The sequence below is a fragment of the Pseudomonas sp. P5_109 genome, assembly GCF_034009455.1.
Lineage (GTDB): Bacteria > Pseudomonadota > Gammaproteobacteria > Pseudomonadales > Pseudomonadaceae > Aquipseudomonas.
This window is the reverse complement of the sequence record NZ_CP125380.1, coordinates 5,021,584-5,038,829: the sequence shown is the minus strand read 5'-3', so window position 1 is coordinate 5,038,829 and position 17,246 is coordinate 5,021,584. Positions and strand designations below refer to the sequence as shown.

At 59.1% G+C, this 17,246-nt stretch carries 15 protein-coding genes; 7 read left to right on the top strand and 8 right to left on the bottom strand.

Annotated features, from left to right (window positions below; all coding sequences use genetic code 11):
* The 7 genes from QMK54_RS22260 to QMK54_RS22230 are packed head-to-tail and all read right to left on the bottom strand — an operon-like array spanning position 1 to position 7,858.
* Positions 1 to 1,131 carry a glycosyltransferase family 4 protein gene (locus QMK54_RS22260; RefSeq protein WP_110659466.1) on the bottom strand — a complete coding sequence of 377 codons (1,131 nt, stop codon included), beginning with the start codon at positions 1,129 to 1,131 and terminating at the stop codon, positions 1 to 3.
* Positions 1,115 to 2,482: a glycosyltransferase family 1 protein gene (locus QMK54_RS22255; RefSeq protein WP_320401366.1), complete on the bottom strand. Its 1,368-nt coding sequence runs from the start codon at positions 2,480 to 2,482 to the stop codon at positions 1,115 to 1,117. Before QMK54_RS22255 ends, QMK54_RS22260 begins: the two co-directional genes overlap by 17 nt.
* Positions 2,479 to 3,732 (bottom strand): ABC transporter ATP-binding protein, encoded by a 1,254-nt coding sequence (locus QMK54_RS22250; protein ID WP_223593384.1) that lies wholly within the window; start codon positions 3,730 to 3,732, stop codon positions 2,479 to 2,481. The genes QMK54_RS22255 and QMK54_RS22250 overlap by 4 nt, the downstream gene beginning before the upstream one ends.
* Positions 3,732 to 4,529: an ABC transporter permease gene (locus QMK54_RS22245; protein ID WP_110659469.1), complete on the bottom strand. Its 798-nt coding sequence runs from the start codon at positions 4,527 to 4,529 to the stop codon at positions 3,732 to 3,734. The genes QMK54_RS22250 and QMK54_RS22245 overlap by 1 nt, the downstream gene beginning before the upstream one ends.
* Complete coding sequence (locus QMK54_RS22240; RefSeq protein ID WP_110659470.1) at positions 4,530 to 5,972, bottom strand: mannose-1-phosphate guanylyltransferase/mannose-6-phosphate isomerase; 1,443 nt, start codon at positions 5,970 to 5,972, stop codon at positions 4,530 to 4,532.
* 3 nt (positions 5,973 to 5,975) lie between these two features.
* Entirely contained in the window at positions 5,976 to 6,947 is a 972-nt protein-coding gene (gmd, locus tag QMK54_RS22235; protein ID WP_056722724.1) for a GDP-mannose 4,6-dehydratase, read from the bottom strand.
* Complete coding sequence (locus tag QMK54_RS22230) at positions 6,944 to 7,858, bottom strand: GDP-mannose 4,6-dehydratase (protein WP_110659471.1); 915 nt, start codon at positions 7,856 to 7,858, stop codon at positions 6,944 to 6,946. Before QMK54_RS22230 ends, gmd begins: the two co-directional genes overlap by 4 nt.
* 423 nt (positions 7,859 to 8,281) lie before the next feature.
* On the opposite strand from QMK54_RS22230, the gene QMK54_RS22225 reads away from it, so the two are divergent.
* From QMK54_RS22225 to QMK54_RS22200, 6 genes are all read left to right on the top strand, one after another.
* Positions 8,282 to 9,859: a glycosyltransferase gene (locus tag QMK54_RS22225; protein WP_223593386.1), complete on the top strand. Its 1,578-nt coding sequence runs from the start codon at positions 8,282 to 8,284 to the stop codon at positions 9,857 to 9,859.
* Positions 9,853 to 11,148, top strand: a complete 1,296-nt coding sequence (locus QMK54_RS22220; RefSeq protein ID WP_320401365.1) for a glycosyltransferase — start codon at positions 9,853 to 9,855, stop codon at positions 11,146 to 11,148. Before QMK54_RS22225 ends, QMK54_RS22220 begins: the two co-directional genes overlap by 7 nt.
* Positions 11,145 to 12,029 carry a class I SAM-dependent methyltransferase gene (locus tag QMK54_RS22215; protein WP_223593393.1) on the top strand — a complete coding sequence of 295 codons (885 nt, stop codon included), beginning with the start codon at positions 11,145 to 11,147 and terminating at the stop codon, positions 12,027 to 12,029. The genes QMK54_RS22220 and QMK54_RS22215 overlap by 4 nt, the downstream gene beginning before the upstream one ends.
* Positions 12,026 to 13,183, top strand: a complete 1,158-nt coding sequence (locus tag QMK54_RS22210; RefSeq protein WP_223593395.1) for an acyltransferase family protein — start codon at positions 12,026 to 12,028, stop codon at positions 13,181 to 13,183. Before QMK54_RS22215 ends, QMK54_RS22210 begins: the two co-directional genes overlap by 4 nt.
* Positions 13,177 to 14,010: a class I SAM-dependent methyltransferase gene (locus QMK54_RS22205; protein WP_110659476.1), complete on the top strand. Its 834-nt coding sequence runs from the start codon at positions 13,177 to 13,179 to the stop codon at positions 14,008 to 14,010. The genes QMK54_RS22210 and QMK54_RS22205 overlap by 7 nt, the downstream gene beginning before the upstream one ends.
* A 449-nt stretch (positions 14,011 to 14,459) precedes the next feature.
* Positions 14,460 to 15,155 carry a response regulator gene (locus QMK54_RS22200; RefSeq protein WP_110659477.1) on the top strand — a complete coding sequence of 232 codons (696 nt, stop codon included), beginning with the start codon at positions 14,460 to 14,462 and terminating at the stop codon, positions 15,153 to 15,155.
* A 56-nt stretch (positions 15,156 to 15,211) separates the two neighbouring features.
* Here QMK54_RS22200 and QMK54_RS22195 read toward each other — a convergent pair whose 3' ends face one another.
* Positions 15,212 to 16,720, bottom strand: coding sequence for a sensor histidine kinase (locus QMK54_RS22195; RefSeq protein WP_223593399.1), 1,509 nt, complete (start codon positions 16,718 to 16,720; stop codon positions 15,212 to 15,214).
* 72 nt (positions 16,721 to 16,792) lie between these two features.
* Between QMK54_RS22195 and QMK54_RS22190 the strand changes: the two genes are divergently transcribed.
* The gene (locus QMK54_RS22190) at positions 16,793 to 17,134 is read left to right on the top strand and encodes a hypothetical protein (protein WP_223593401.1); all 342 of its coding nucleotides are present in this window, start codon (positions 16,793 to 16,795) and stop codon (positions 17,132 to 17,134) included.
* Positions 17,135 to 17,246 lie beyond the last annotated feature (112 nt).

Sequence of the window (17,246 nt, the reverse complement as noted above, 5' to 3'; positions counted from 1 at the left end):
TCAGTTCTCCATAGCCTGGCGGTAGGCGCGGGCAGTCACCGTCGCGCAACGCTCCCAGGAAAAAAGCTTCGTCCTTTGCAAACCCGCCTCGCGACAGGCCTGCCAGTGCGCCGGGTCGTCGATCAATCGCTGCATGGCATCGCGCAACGTGTCCGGATCGTGGGTTTCGATATAGTTGCCGGCATCGCCAGCCACTTCCGGCATCGCCGATTCGCCCGTCAGAATCACCGGGGTGCCACTCGCCATGGCTTCCAGCACCGGCAGGCCGAACCCTTCGTACAACGAGGGGAAGACCAGTGCCCGGGCACCGGCCAGCAGCTGCGCCAGATCCTCATCGGGCAGGTACCCCAGAAGGCACACATGACCTGAGGCGAGGGCCGAACGTAGTTCGTCGTTGAACTGCTCACGCTGCCAGCCGGCCATGCCAGCGATCAGCAACGGAAAACGCTGGCGCACGGTTTCCGGCAGTCGGGCATGGGCACGCAGGGCCAGGGTCAGGTTCTTGCGCGGCTCCAGGGTGCCGACGCAGAGAAAATACTCCCGCGTTTCGACGCCATGGCTTTTGAGTACGGCGTCGATAGCCTCGGGGGAGCGCGGGTGAAAACGCGCGGCTACACCGAGAGGGGCGACGACAAAACGCTCGGCCGGTAACCCGAAATGTGCCTGGGCTTCGCCAGCAATGAACTGCGAGTCGGTAAGAATCAGGCTTGCCTGTCGCACGCCGTCGGCCACGCGCCGTTCGATTTCTCGCAAGCGCGCCGGTGGCTGCGTTTCGGGATAGTGCAGGTGAGTCAGGTCATGCAGGGTGATGACGGTCGGGCCATCGAATGACAACGGCCACAAACTCGGTTCGTGGTAGAGGTCGATGGCTTGCGCGCGACCTTGATCGAAGCGTTTCTGCTCCAGCCACCGTCGGGCCTGATAGGCACCCGGAATCTGCCGCAGCAATGGTGTCAGTCGGGAATAACCGGGCATGGCCGCTTCAGGCAGCACAGTACTCCAGCCCCAGCCATGAAACAGCGCCAGTTCAATATCCGGTTCACCTGCCAGGGCGTTCGCAAGTTCAGCGACGTAGTGGCCGATGCCGGTTCGCGGTGCCTGGAGAATCCGGGCGTTAAGGGCAATGCGCATGTTGCCTCTCTTGTATGAGCGGCACGTCCGAGAGATTGCGCAGTGTGCGTTCGGCCAATTGCGCACTGGCTTCACGCCAGCCGATCCAGCGCCAATCCGCGACGTCGCGAGTGGCCGGGAATTGACCGCTGTTCTCGAAACGAATGACCAGATCAGCCAGGCTTTGTGGCTCGGCCAGATCGAAGTACGCCATGAACTCACCGCCGATTTCGCGAAAGACCGCAATGTCACTGCCCATGGCCGGCAGTCCACGCTGCATGGCTTCTACCAGCGGCAGGCCGAAGCCTTCCACAAAAGACGGAAACACCAGTGAGCTGGCGTGGGTGTAGGCATGTTCGAGGCTGGTATCGCTCAGGTCATTGAACATGAACAGTCGTTGGTTCAGCTGCGGGTGATTACGGACCCGGGCCAGCAGTGCATCGCATTTCCAGCCGACGCGCCCGGCAATGCACAGCCGGGCATTGGAGCCTGCCGCCCAGACCCGCTCGAAGGCGTCCAGCAGGTAGTCGTGGTTTTTGCGCGGCTCGATGGTACTGACCATCAAAAACACCGGTTCTGGCGTTTTGAAAATGCGCGTCAGGCGGGGCTCGGCGTCGGCTGTGGCTTCGCTCAGATCCAGTTCGGAGCCGAGGTGGAAATAGTCGAACCACAATTCACTGGTCTTGGCAGGACCCAGGCGGCGCTGCAATTCCTCACGCACCTGGTCACGCACAGTGGCGGAAATGGCCACGTAGCCATCAGCGGTTTGAGTGATCCAGTCGAACCACTCGTTGAATACCTGCACCAGCCGTGTGTCGTAGAACTGTGGGTGAGTCAGGGGAATCAAATCGTAGATCACTGAAACAATGCCCACGCCTTGACGTTTGAGCTGTTCGGCAAACGGGAAAAAGTCGGTGTGCCAGGACGAATCCAGCAACACCAGTTGATCTCCCGGTTGGTGCTGCAGCGGCGTGCAACGTTTGGGCAATTGATACCGGTTGATGCCCTCGATCACACGCAGTGGAAGGCCGAAGCAGGTAACCGCGGTCACCCGGTAAGCCACGTGCAGCAGGCGCTTGATCACCCGCGAGTTGCTTCGGTTGTGCAGGCGCTGATGCAGTTGCCAGAAGCGGTGAGCCAAGCGCCCAAGTCGTCCGCCAAAGATCATCAAGGCATCGAAAAACGGAATGTTCAGCGCGCCGAGTTTCAGTACCCGATAGAGTTTGCCGTTAAGCAACACAACCGGGATGCATTCAACGCCGTCGACAGACTCCGGTAGCTGATTGACGACGTTGCGCACCACTCGCTGAATGCCCGAATTGACCTTGGGGTGCTGGAATACGTGCGTGCACTCCACCAAAAGACGCGTCATGGCGTGATCTCCGGAGTGACCGGCGCGCCCGAGCGCGTGACAGTGGTCTTCGCGGCCAGCCACGAGCAGCCGACAAAATCTTCGTGCCGGTTGTTGATCACATGGAACACCAACCCGTAATCGCGCCACTCGAAGTTGCGGTCCAGGTGCGAATCCAGGCGTGACAAGCTCAACGCCACGGAATAGTTACCCTTGCCCAACCCCATGACGAAAGCAAAGCGATAGGTCACGCGCTCGCCAGCTTGCAGATCGGTCAGCGCCTGATCCAGGCGATGGGTGTTGATGCCGTACATGGCCTGGCCCAGGCGATCCTTGATCATGAAGCCCAGTACCAGCCGTTCGATGTCCTGGCGAACCTCGACATTCACCTCCAGCACGACCGGCTGGCCGACTTCGGCGGCGTCGATGGGGCGTTCATGTTTGTCGAGCAAGCGCACGGTCAGAATCCTGGCTTCACCCGTACCCGAAATGGTACTGACCTGGCCGCCAGCGAGGGCTTCCTGGCGCACGGTCTGTCCTTCACGCTCGGCGAGCAGGGCGTTGTAGTAATCCATGACGGCTTCGGGTGTGTCGTGCATGGCCATGTGGCCGTTTTCCAGGAGGATCGCCGAGTCGCAGATCGACTGAATCGCCCCTCGGTCATGGGAGACGATCAGCAGCGTGGTACCGGCTTTGCGAAAGCTGCGGATGCGGTCGAAACTTTTGTGCTGAAAGTAGGCGTCGCCCACCGACAGTGCTTCGTCGACGATCAATATGTCCGGGCGCCGCGCGGTGGCCACGCTGAACGCCAGACGCATTTGCATACCGCTGGAATAGGTGCGCACCGGGTGGTCGATGGCGTCGCCTATTTCCGCGAAACGTTCGATTTCCGGCATCAACGCTTCTATCTCTTCGACCTGCATACCCAGCAGTTGCCCGGCCATGACCGCATTCTGCCGACCGGTAAAGTCCGCATGAAAACCCATGCCCAATTCCAGCAGGGCGGCGACGCGGCCTTCGAGCTCAATAGTGCCGCAGGTGGGTTGGGTGGTGCCGGTGATCATCTTCAACAAGGTGCTCTTGCCGGCACCGTTGATCCCGACGATACCCACCGATTCTCCGGGGGCAATCTGGAAGGTCACGTCCTGTAGCACCCAGTGCTGACGATGGCGGATCGGCGAGAACGGGACCAGCCATTCAACCAGTCGACTCCAGCGTGTAGGGTATTGTTTATAGGCCTTGCCCAGGCCGGTGACGCGTATGTGCCCCATCAGAGTTCATCCACCATTTCACCGACCCTCTGGCGAAACAGCCGCAGCCCGAAGGCGAAGAGCAATACGCTGGCGACCATGATCGGCAGCAGCGAACTCCAGACGGGCCATTGGCCGTACAGGAAGATGTTCTGGTAGCTGGTGATCAGGTTGGTCAGGGGATTGAGTTGCAACAAGCGCTGCACCCAATCGGGCAGGATGCTCATCGGGTAAACGATTGGCGTCAACCAGAACCAGAACTGCAGACAGATGGCGAAAAATTGCCCGACATCGCGAAAAAACACATTCAATACGCCAAGAATAATCCCCAGCCCGGTACAGAACATCACCTGTAACGCCAGCAGAGGAATGAGCGCCAACAGCGCCAGGCCCGGTAGTCGACCGGTGATCAACAGAAAACCGAGGAACAGGCTGATGATGATTGCGAAGTTGATACCGGCATTCAACAGCACGATCACTGGCAAGCAGATCCGTGGGAAGCTGATTTTCTTTAGCAGGTTGGCGTTATCCAGAAACATGTTCTGGCTGCGCACCGTGATTTCCGCGAACAGGCCCCAGGTCAACAACCCGGCGCAGAGATAGATGCTGTAGGCCATGCCGTCATCTACCCCTGGCAAACGGGCACGCATGATGTGGGAAAAAATCACGGTGTAGACAATGATCATCGACAGCGGATTGAGCACGGTCCACAGGGCACCGAACAACGAATTGCGATAACGAGCCTGAAACTCTCGCTGGACGCTACCGAGGATGAACCCCCGATAGCTGCTCAGCGTGCGGTAAAGGGAAAGCAGCATTCAAACCGTCCGGCCGTATTGATCTTCGAAGCGGACGATGTCGTCCTCTCCCAGGTATTCGCCGCTTTGCACTTCGATGATCACAAGGTCGATCACGCCGGGGTTCTCCAGGCGATGCTTGTGACCGGCGGCAATGAAGGTCGACTCGTTCTTGGCCACCAGGTGAGTGCCGGTGCCGTTGTTGGTGACCTTGGCCATGCCTTCGACCACCACCCAGTGTTCATTGCGATGGTGGTGCATCTGCAACGACAACTTGGCGCCTGGCTTGACCACGATGCGCTTGATCTTGAAGCGCGGGCCTTCCTCGAGCACGGTGTAGGTGCCCCAAGGCCGGCTGACCGTACGGTGCAGGCGATAGGCTTCGTGCTCTTTGTCCTTGAGTTGCCTGGCCACCCGACGCACATCCTGGGCGCGATCGGCGTGGGCCACCAGCACCGCGTCGGCGGTGTCGACGATGATCAGGTTGTCCACGCCCACGGTCGCGACCAGGCGGTTATCGCTCTGGACGAAATTGTTGTGGCTGTCGATGAAAATCGACTCGCCGACGGTGCGGTTGTTCTGTGCGTCCGCCGGTACCAGCGCGGCTACCGCACCCCAGGAGCCGATGTCGCTCCAGTCGAAACGGGCCGGCACGACGACCACCTTGTCGGAGCGCTCCATCAACGCGTAGTCGATGGAAATGTCCATGATCTCGCCAAACAATACCGGTGACAGTTCCTGTTGCACGCTCCCGGCGTTTTCCACCGCAGCGCTGGCGGTCATGCAGGTTTGCGTCTGCTCCAGCAACGTGGGCGCATGAATTTGCAGTTCGGCCAGCAGGGTGGCGACCGAGAAGCAGAACATCCCGGAGTTCCACAGGAAGTTGCCGCTTTCCACGTAATGCGTCGCGGTTTGCAGGTCGGGCTTTTCGACGAAGCGCCGCACGCTGGCAGCGCCTTTGTCGTCCAGCGGTGTGCCGGCCTCAATGTAGCCAAAACCGGTTTCCGGCGCCGTCGGCACCACACCGAAGGTCACCAGGTGACCGCGCCTGGCCAGCGTCACGGCATGCTCGACCGCGTCCTTCAACGCCTCGACATTGACGATCAGATGGTCGGCGGGCATGACCAGCATGATCGCGTCGTCGCCGTGAAGGGCCTGGAGGGAGAGGGCGGCGGCGGCAATCGCCGGCGCCGTATTGCGCCCCGTCGGCTCCAGCAGGAAGTGGCCGCGATGGCGGCCAAGGTGTGCGTCCCGAAAATGATCCTTGCTCTGGAAGTAGTACTCGCGGTTGGTCACCGTGACGATATCGCCCCAGCCGTCGAGCAGCTCGGCGGCACGCCGATAGGTCTTGCCCAGCAGCGACTGGCCGTCAGGCAAGGCCATGAACGGTTTGGGATGGCCTTCACGCGATACCGGCCACAACCTTGTCCCGGCACCGCCGGAGAGAATCACGGGAATCAGCATGGCCTACTCCTTGGCGACGCGTTTCATGTCCGCATCCATCATCATGCGGATCAAGGTGTCCAGGTCTGTCTTGGGTTTCCAGCCCAGCACTCGCTGGGCCTTGGCCGGGTTGCCGAGCAGCACTTCAACTTCGGCCGGGCGGAAGAACGCCGGGTCGATCTTCACGAAATCGCGGTAGTTCAGGCCCACGTGATCGAAGGCGATCCGGCACATCTCGCGCACGGTGGTGGTCACGCCGGTGGCGACCACGAAGTCGTCGGGTTTGTCCTGTTGCAGCATCAGCCACATGGCTTCGACGTAGTCCCCGGCAAAACCCCAGTCGCGCTTGGCGTCGATGTTGCCCAGGCGCAGTTCCTGCTGCTTGCCCTGCTTGATGCGGGCGGCGGCGTCGGTGACTTTGCGTGTCACGAACTCAATGCCGCGCAACGGTGATTCATGGTTGAACAGAATGCCGCTGCTGGCGTGCAGGTTGAAGCTTTCTCGATAGTTCACGGTGATCCAGTGGCCATACAGCTTGGCCACGCCATAAGGGCTGCGCGGATAGAACGGCGTGTTCTCGTCCTGCTGCTCGGCCTGGATCAGGCCGAACATTTCGCTGGTGGATGCCTGGTAGAAACGCGTGTGCGGACTGAACTGGCGGATCGCTTCGAGCAGGTGGGTAACGCCCAGGCCGTCGACGATGCCGGTGGTCACCGGTTGATCCCAGGAGGCCGCGACAAAGCTTTGCGCGGCGAGATTGTAGACCTCGTCCGGCGCCGACTTGATCACCGCGCGCTGCACTGAACAGGCATCGGCCATGTCGCCGTCCAGGTAGACGATGTCCGCCTCGACGCCCATCTCGCGCAGGCGCCAGCGTGAGTCGCTGCTGCGACGCGCGACCAGGCCGTGGACTTTGTAACCCTTGTCGAGCAGCAGTTTGGCCAGATACGCGCCATCCTGGCCGGTGATCCCCGTGATCAATGCACTTTTAGTCATTCTTGTCGTACTCGCTTCTCCCAGTCGGACAGGATCGCCCGCAGGGATTGTTGTGTTGTGATTTCAGACTTCCATCCGGTGGTTTGGGCCAGCCTGGCTGGGCTGCCACACACCCGACGCTGATCCGCGCGGCGAAGTCGCGCAGGGTCCTGGACCAGTTGCAGATCGACCTGGGCAAGATCTGCCAGTTGTTCGATCAAACTGCGAATGCTCTGCTCGCGCCCCGAGCAAATGTTGTAGACCTGCCCCGGCGTGCCTTTGTCCAGCAAGGCCAGGTAGGCCGAGACCACGTCCCCGACATCGAGGAAATCGCGCGTGACGTCGACGTCCCCGACCTCCAGTCGTGGTGCCTGCAGGCCTTGTTTGATCCGGCAGATCTGACGCGCGGCGCCGGCGATGACGAAGCTGTCTTTCTGCCCGCTGCCGATATGGTTGAACGGGCGGGCGACCAGTACCGGCCAGCCTTCGCTCAGGCCCCACTGCAAACTCAGGAACTCTGCCGACAGTTTGCTCACGGCATAGGGATTGCGCGGGCAGGGTGGTTGCAATTCAGTGATGGGCAGATGCTCTTGCGCGACCTGGCCATAGACATCGCCGGAGCTGACGTACAAAAACGTGCCGCTGAAGCCGCGTGCCTTGAGGGCTTGCAGCAGGTTCAGGGTGCCCAGCAGATTGATATTCAGGGTAGCGGCCGGATCACGAAAAGCCTGCGGGACGAACGTCTGGCCGGCCAGGTGAATCACCGCATCTGGCATGACCGGCCACAAGCCTTCGAGGCTATCCGGCGCGGCAAGATCGTATCGCCCGGGAACAGGCAACAGTTCCCATTCCGAGGCGTCAGCTTGCAAACGCGATTGGATGTGTTGTCCTACGAATCCACTCAGACCCGTGACAAACAGACGTTTTTTCAAACAGCGGCCCCTTGGTCATACATTTCATCCAGTTCCCACAGGCTTTATGGAAAGTTTCATGAGTCAAAAGGATGGCTCGAAAGACGGCTGAAATGTTTGTTGTAGTTGTTTGGTAGCCAATCTGTGCCATTTGCTCGGTAATTTCAACAAGTCCAATCGTGACCGGTCAGTTCTCCTCAGCGTAGCCTGATTTATTCTCGTCGGACGGTTCACGAACCCTCGATGGATGTGTTTAGAATGCCCCTCGTCACGATTACCCGGGGTTCGTGTGGATTGCTCCGAGACTCCGCGAATCTGTCCTTTAAAACAAGAACGTAGACGGGCAAAAAGACGATGGACGAGGACTGGCGCATGCCCACTCGATCCATGGCTTTACCGTCACAGAGTGAGGCTGTCGGGATGGCGGTTTCATCGTGGGATGCCATGAATTTCATTCTTTACTCGGATATCAACGACGGCTCCATCAGCCAGAGCCTCGGTCGTCCCGAATACAGTTATTACTTCGTGCTCAAGGCCTATCGCCCTGTGCTCGAAAGCCTTGGGCGAGTGCATGTGGTGTCCTCCACCGCCGAGGTCGATCCGCTCTACAAACAATTGTTGGCCGCTGGCGAAGACAGTCTGTTCCTGTCGTTTACGCCGCCGCAGAAAACCCCGAACGACCTTGAGTGCCCGACGATCTGTGTGGTGGCCTGGGAGTTTGATTCGATTCCCGATGAACAATGGGATAACGACCCGCGCCAGGACTGGACGCAAATGCTGGCGCGGCAGGGGCGGGTGATCACACTCTCCAGCCATACCGCCCGGGCCATTCGTCGGGCCATGGGTGAAGACTTTCCCGTGCTGGTGTTGCCGACGCCGTTGTGGGAAAGCTTCGCCGACATCCGGAGTCGCCAGACCGGCGTCCCGATCAGCACCGGCTCGACCCTGGACATCAAGGGTTGCATCTTCGATACACGCACACTCGGACTGAGCGCTGATGCACTGATTCCCGTCGTGCCGACCGCCGAGGAACTGGCGGCGCTCGAGGCCGAGCTGGAGGCATTGAAGCCACCGCCGCTGACGCTCAAGCGCCGCTTGGTGATTGCTCGCCATTACCTACACATGTGGCGCCTGGACAAAGGCAAATCGCTGCCGGTCCCGGTGCATCGCACTCATTTTCTAAGCCAGTGGTATTGGGAAGGGATTCGTGACTTGTTGTCGGAAGCCGCCCATGAGCGTCTTGCTGACTGGTTGCCGTCCATCGCCGGCCCGCAGACGATCGCAATGCCCGAGCCGGAACCGCGACAGTGGCCGGACACCACCGCCCAAGTCGAAACACAGGTTGACGGTGTGGTGTACGTCACCGTGTTCAACCCGCGTGACGGTCGCAAGAACTGGCATCAACTGATCACCGCATTCTGCTGGGCGTTCCGCGAAACGCCTGACGCGACGCTGGTGCTGAAGATTACCCAAAGCGATCTGTCGTCCTACCACGATGAACTGATGACGTTGCTTGCGCAGCTGTCCCCGTTCGCCTGTCGGGTGGTGGTCATGCACGGCTACCTGGACGACCCGCAATATGCCCGGCTGTACGAAGCTGCCAGTTACTACGTCAATGCCTCGCGCTGCGAGGGGCTGTGCCTGCCGTTGATGGAGTTCATGGCCAGCGGTAAACCGGTGATTGCCCCGGATCACACGGCCATGGAGGACTACATCGATGAGCGCGTGGCGTTTGTGGTCAAGTCCAGCGAAGAGCTGACCATCTGGCCGCAGGACACTCGCATCATTTACCGCACCCTGCGTTATCGGCCGGATTGGGGTTCGCTGAAAACCGCTTACGAAAACAGCTACCGTCTGGCCAAGGAGCAACCGCTGGAGTATCAGCGCATGTCCCTCGCCGCCGTCGAACGCATGCACGGTTACTGCGCTTTCGACCCGGTGCAGAAGCGCATGGCGGATTTTTTCGGGCTGGCGCCACAGGCTTTGCCGACAGCAACCGTGACGGATAACGCCTCATGCTGATCATCATTCATTCGGAAACCAACCAGTACACCATTGCCCAGAACCTTGGCCGCTCGGAGTACAGCTATTACTTCGTGCTCAAGGAGTACCGCCCCGTGCTGGAGCGGCTGGGGCGAGTGGTAGAGGTCAGCGACCCGCAGGTCGAAGTCGATGCCTTGTACAAGGATTGTTTATCCCGTGGTGAAGCGTGCGTGTTCCTGTCGTTCTCACCGCCTCATCGTACGCCGGTCAATTTCACCTGCCCGACGCTGCCGGTGTTCGCGTGGGAATTCAGCACCATCCCCAACGAACCCTTTGCCGGAGACCCGCTCAACGACTGGCGCACGGTGTTGCGGGCAGCGGGTGCGGCGATTACACATTCCAGTTACACCGTGAATGCGGTGCGCGATGCGATGGGCGCCGACTTTCCGATCATCGCGGTACCAGCCCCTGTATGGGACCGTTTTTCCGAGCGCGGCGTCCACTTGCAACGTCAGCCCTTGGCCAATCAGGTGCGGTTGACGCTCAAGGGGTTGTTGGCAGACAGCCGTGAACTCGACTTGCGAGCCTTCGGCCCCGTGGCAACCCGCGAAGGCGTGGGGATTGATTTCGAGGCCCCGGCGAGTGAACACGAGTTGGTTCTCGATGGCGTTATTTACACCTCGGTGTTCAACCCCGGTGATGGACGCAAGAATTGGGAAGACATGCTCAGTGCCTTTTGCGTGACGTTTCGCGAGGTGGAGGACGCAACGCTGGTGCTCAAATTGACGCACCACGATGCCGAAGAAGCGCTGACTGACATCCTTCACCACTTGTACAAAAACCAGTCTTACCGCTGCCGGGTCGTGCTGATTTACGGTTATCTGGCTGACGCGGACTATGAGCAACTGGTGCAAGCCACGAGTTACGTGGTCAACACGTCCTACGGCGAAGGCCAATGTCTTCCGCTGATGGAGTTCATGTCCTGTGGCAAACCGGCGGTGGCGCCACGAACTACGGCGATGATCGATTATCTGGATGCCGATAATGCATTCCTGATTGACTCCACCGACGAGCTGACGGCCTGGCCACATGATCCGCGCAGGGCGTTTCGTACCTTGCGCTACGTCACCAATTGGGCGTCTTTGTGCAGGGCTTACCAATCAAGCTATGACGTGGCCAAGGGTGATCCCGAGCGTTATGCACAGATGTCCGTGCACGCAGTGACCAGCCTCAGGAAATTCTGCAGCCAGGCCACTGCCGAGCAGCGGCTTGCCGTTTTTTTTGAGCGTCTGTTCGAGAACCGTGCCGTGGAAACCCCTGAGGCATGATTCGCGCATTGGTCAGACGTTTCTTTCCAGAGACGAAACCCGAGCCCCAGCCCGCGCCGTTGCCGGTCGAGCAATCCCGCGTGTCACCAAGAGATGTGGGCTTGCACGATGCAATGCATGACGGGTGGTTTTCAGGCGACAGCGGCGAATTGCTCAAGGGCTTTGCCATCACTGCCGACGACACCTTGCTGGATGTCGGTTGCGGCGAAGGCGTGGCCACCTTGTTCGCGGTCCGCCAGGGCGCTTCGGTGATCTTCACCGACAGTGAGCACGACAAGGTCCGCGAGCTTGCCCGGCAAGTGGCCGCGCAATCGGACAAACCGAACCTGGGACTGGTCAGCAACAGTTTGCCGCTGCCCTTGGCCGGTGGCTGCGCCAGTAAAGTCGTGTGCATGGAAGTGCTCGAACACATCGATCAGCCAGAGCCTTTCATGGCCGAACTGGTGCGCATGGGCCGCCCCGGTGCGTTGTACCTGCTGAGCGTGCCGTCCCCGGTGGGCGAGCATTTGCAGAAGGGCATCGCCCCGGCCAGCTATTTTCAATCGCCCAATCACGTGCAGATTTTCAGCGCCGAGCGATTCGCCGCCCTGGTGGAAGACGCGGGCCTGGTCATCGAGCATCGCCAGGCCACTGGTTTTTTCTGGGTCATGGGCATGATCTTTTTCTGGGCCAGCGAGCGGGCCGCCGGGCGTGATTTGGGTGGTGCGGTTCGCGACCGGATCCAGGCGCCGTATCCGCCGCTGATGGAGAGCTGGGCGAAAACCTGGCAGGACTTGTTGGCCCAGCCGGACGGCTTGGCGATCAAGCAGATGCTCGACCGGTTCATGCCCAAGAGCCAGGTGATCATTGCCCGCAAACCTCATGTCCAGGAGGGCGCATGAGCAACGAAAAACGGATCATGGACATCGAGTTGTTGCGCGGCATTGCGGTGCTTGGCGTGCTGTTTCATCACCTGCAGGACAGCCTGTTCGCGGCGGCTGTGCCGTTGTTGCAGAGCATCACGCCGTACGGCCAGCCGTGGTGGGGCGTGGATCTGTTTTTCGCGATCTCGGGCTTCGTCATTGCCCGCAGCCTGATCCCGGCCATGCGCCGCTGCACAACGCGCCGGGAATATTGGCAGCAGACGCGCAACTTCTGGTTACGCCGGGCCTTTCGTTTGCTGCCGTCGGCCTGGTTATGGCTGGCCCTGATGTTACTGGCGTGCCTTTTTCTCAACCGCTCCGGCGCGTTCGGCACGCTGCACGCAAACATTCAGGCGACCCTGGCCGGCGTCGCGCAGTACGCCAATTTCCGCTTTGCCGACAGTTTCTATCGCTATGAGTACGGCACCAGCTTCGTGTACTGGAGCCTGGCGCTGGAAGAGCAGTTCTACCTGCTGTTTCCGCTGATGATCGTGCTGTTTCGCAAACACCTGGTCTGGGCGTTGCTGGCGTTGGTGGCGCTGCAATTGTTCACCCTGCGCACGCCGATCCTGATGGTGGTGCGCACCGACGCGCTGGCCCTTGGCGTGCTGTTGGCGATGTGGAGTACGCAACCGTCGTACCTGCGCTGGGAACCAACATGCTTGCGTCGTCCATGGGCGGGTGTTGCCGCACTGGTCGCGGTGGCGCTGCTGCTCAGCTTCATGGCAACGGATCGTTTCACCTTCACTTCTTACCGGATCGGCGTGATTGCGGTGCTGTGCGCGGTGCTCGTCTGGATCGCGTCCTACAACCGCGATTACCTGTTGCCGCGCGGCATGTTCAAGAACCTGATGACGTGGGTCGGCAGCCGTTCCTACGGGATTTACCTGATCCATATCCCGGCCTACTTGCTGGTCCGCGAATTCATTTTCCGTTTACAGGCTGCCGGGCTGCCCAGTCCGGCTGGCCATCCGATTCTGATGTTGCTGATGGCTGGCGGCCTGATCGTGCTGCTGAGCGAACTCAACTATCGCTACATCGAAATGCCCATGCGCAACCGCGGCGCCTCGCTGGTCAAGCGCCTGGGCACCTCCCGAACAGCCGTCTCATCCTCTGGAGCCACCTCATGCTGAGCCTTTTGAAGAAACTCACGGCGGGCACGCCCGCGCCTGTGCAGCCAGAGACACCGCCCGTGGCGCCAGTGGCGGAGAAGGTCGATCCCTATATGCTCGGCCTGCACGACGCGATGCTCAGTGGCTGGTTCAATCAGCAGACGGGCGAGCTGTTCACCGGCTTTCCGGTGACCCCCGAGGACACACTGCTGGATGTGGGCTGTGGCGACGGCGGCAACGTGCATTTCTGCGGGATGCGCGGGGCGAAGATCATCATCGCCGATATCGACGCGGCCAAGGTCGAAGCGACCCGCCAGCGCCTGGGCGATACACCGGCCCGCGACGTCGAATGCCATGTCACCGACTGCAACCCGCTGCCGATTGCCGACGCGACCGCCACGCGGGTGGTGTCGACCGAGGTCATCGAGCACGTGGACGATCCGGCGCAGTTTCTCGCTGAACTGGTGCGCGTCGGTAAACCGGGCGCGCTGTACCTGCTGAGCGTCCCGCATCCAAGCTCTGAAGACCTGCAGAAAGACATCGCGGCGGCCGAGTATTTCCAGAAGCCCAACCACATTCGCATCATCAGCGAAGAGCAGTTCAAGGCCATGGTCAGCGATGCCGGCCTGGAAGTGATCAGCCACAGCCAGTACGGATTCTACTGGTCGATGTGGATGTTGTTGTTCTGGGAAGCCAAGGTCGATTTCAGCAACCCGGACCATCCGTTGCTCAACCACTGGGCGGATACCTGGCAGGCGATCCTGGCTTCGCCACGGGGCGCACAGATCAAGCAGGCGCTGGATGCCGTGGTGGCGAAGAGCCAGGTGATCATTGCGCGCAAACCCTGATTAGCCAACTGTGGGAGTGACGGTCTGCAACAGACCGTCCGGCACCGCCATGGGCGCCGTCCCGCAGCATTGCATCGAGCCAGATCAGCAAAATCCGCCAGGCTGCGAGGGCAAGCAAATCCCGCCAAAAGCGGCCGGGTGAACAGTCTCCATAAATGGGGCATTTCACCCACCCCAACGGGCGGTTACCACCAGATTTGAGGAAAATTCCCCCCTCACCCTTTCTCTCGTTTGAAATATTAAGAAATATCCTCTTCATTAATCTGAGCTTTTTCTTCGCCCTGGGGTAATGGCTCATTTGTTGCAGCCCCTCTGGAGCCCGCAACATCTGTCGTCCCGGGCATCATGGAGACGAGGGGGCTTGTCGGACTCGGCATGACGCGAGGGGTAAAAAAATGATACGCGCGACGCCAGCATGCGGCTCCATCGCCTCTGATGAGGAGCTTCTTATGAATTCCATGATCAAGATTGGCATTGTTGACGATCACCCGCTGTTAAGGGATGGAGTCACAATGGCGCTGAAGAAAATAGCTGACTTTGAGGTGGTCGAGCAGGGCGGGTCTGCCGATGATGCCCTGGAAATTGCCGCTCGTTTTACCCCGAATGTTTTGCTGATGGATGTAAATATGCCGGGCGATAGCTTTGCTGCCGTGCGAGCGATCTCGGCTTCTTCGCCGGCCGTTAAAATTTTGATGCTGACGGTATCCGAGTCCATCGAAGACGCCTATTCCGCCCTCGAAGCGGGCGCGCAGGGGTATGCGTTGAAAGGCATAAGCGGTCCTGAGCTGGTACAAGCCATCAGAAATGTTGCCGGGGGTGAAACCTTCATTACAACCAAACTGGCCGGCAAGCTGTTAAGCAATATCAGGAAGCACGCGGGGGACAAGCAAAAAATCGAGCTGACCCATCGCGAAGAACAGGTTATCCGGGAGGTATCGAAGGGCCTGACTAACCGCGAAGTTGCCATCAAGCTCGAGCTCTGCGAGAAGACCATCAAGCACTACATGACGAATGTCATGTACAAGCTGCACGTTCGTAACCGCACGCAGGCGGTCGCAGCAGTGCTACGGCATTGGGAAGGTGACCATATATCCAGCCTGTGTGGTGCTCTTCAACGCCGCGACTTGAATGACAGCGGACGCTGAGTAGCGAGCCATAAGCGCTTGCGATGGCTTGAGCACAACGATCATTCGGGTCCAGATCAGATTTTGAACTGCGCCCTGGCTTTGGTTCCGGCATGGGGCGCCGATTCAATGATGAATACGCCGCCGAGGGATTCGACGCGATAGCGCATGCCGACAAGGCCCAGACGAGTTCTACCTCGGCCTGGCACACTCGGTTTCTCGCTTGAAATACCCACTCCCGCGTCCTCGACTTGTACTTCCAGTAGCCCTTCGGTATGAGAGGCGCTGAGTTTTTGGCCTTTTCCTCCTGCGTGAATATAGGCATTGTTCAACGCTTCCTGGGCGAAGCGGTAAATGCCAATTTTAAGCGCGATCGGTATGTCGTCCGGAAGAGTGTCCAGCGCCAGATCAACGCGCGTCTCGGTTCGCTCTTCGTGCCGCTCGGCAAGCAATACCAGCGCATCGTGCAGGGTCAGGTCATTGACTTCCGGAAGTGCCAGGCCGAGTGATATTTCCCGCACTTCGTTTAAAGCATCTTCACCGGCACGCTTGATCATTTCGAGGGCTTCTGCATCGGCCCCTCCTTGCGAATCTGCGAGCTCCTCAAGGCGCAGCAGAATCAGTGACAACAGCTGGGCAGGACCATCATGAAGATCCGCCCCGATCCGGCGCAGGGTGAGTTCATTGATTCTGGAGAATTCGCGATTGGCTTTAGTGACTTTGCGCTGAAGGGCCGCATTGTTTGAGTGCAACCTGGCTTGTTCATTCATTCGCCATTTAAGGGCTGCCTCATGCTGTTTTATTATCTTGTCGCCACGCCGAACGATAAAAAACAACAGCAAAATCATAGCCGTCGTTGCCGCGCCAACAATTGCCCATACTTTCTTGCGAACGTTATTGATTTCGCGCTGTAACGCTTCCGCGGTTTCGTAGAACTCGCCCACCGCAATAATCTTTCCAGTCCCCGCTTCGCGCAATGGAGCAAAAATTTCATAGAGCGGAATATTCAGGCTTCGCTCAAAGGCATCCTCAATATCATCCACCGTATTACCTTCAAAATCATTGTCCAACTCTGTATAGATCTTGCCCGCCAAGGCCTGTGAGATCTCTTCTGTCGGGAAGGTTTTCTGGACTGTGGATTTATCGGTGCTGTAGACAATCGTGCCGTCTGGAAGCCAGATTTTCACCGAGAGGACGTGTGTACTGAGCGAGGTGCTGGACAGCAAATGATCGATGGTCTGAATCGTTTCATCGGGGAGTCCCTTTGCAGTGGTTAATCCCTGGACGAATGGTTCGAGAAAGTTCTGCATGTAACGCGCGCCCGTCTCTGCCGCCGTTTGCAGCGTCGCCTCTTCGATGCTCTGGCTGACGAGGTTTCCAACGAACGTCATGGTCAGGCCCAGAATGATTGTGGCGCAGATTACGAACTGGGTTGAGCGGCTTAAATGGCGCAGTTTCGCACTGGCGCCCTGTCTCCCTGGCAGTGCGCCACTGGACTTTTGGTCAGTGTCTGATTCGACCAAGGTCTGATCCGTTTCGTTGACCAAAGTCTCGGAATTTGACTGGGCTTTCGTCTCTGTACACATCCGGGTGGCACCTCAATACTCAATTTTAAAGGCGTGCAATGCGGGCGTTTGAGGTTAAAGGCGGGAGGCGCGATGAGTATTTTAAAAAGATTCTCAATCAGTCTGGATAATCGCTATTTCCGGCAACAACAGCCGGGGGCCATGACCAATAGTGTGGCTTTTAATGATTTCCTGACGCCTCCACCAGACATGTGGAACCACGCTCCAATACATACTAGTCAATTCGTAGTCGATACCGGTTTTCTCATGGATAAAAGGCTTGTTGACGAAGCCGCATGGACGCAGAACCGTGCCATCACCCCTCGAGATGTCCCGGACCATGGCGATCTTCGCGAGCCTGTTCCGGCCAATGACTCTGATCGCTGGATGTGTGGCATCTGTGACAAGCCCCCTATGCCTGAGAGCGCTTCATGAACAGATGCATAGAGCCCCGATACGTGACGGGGCCTTTAGCAAGTTGCACCTTCTGTTCAATCCGCGCTCATGGGCCGTCGCCTCCTTGAGGCGCAATACCCGCCTGTAGATA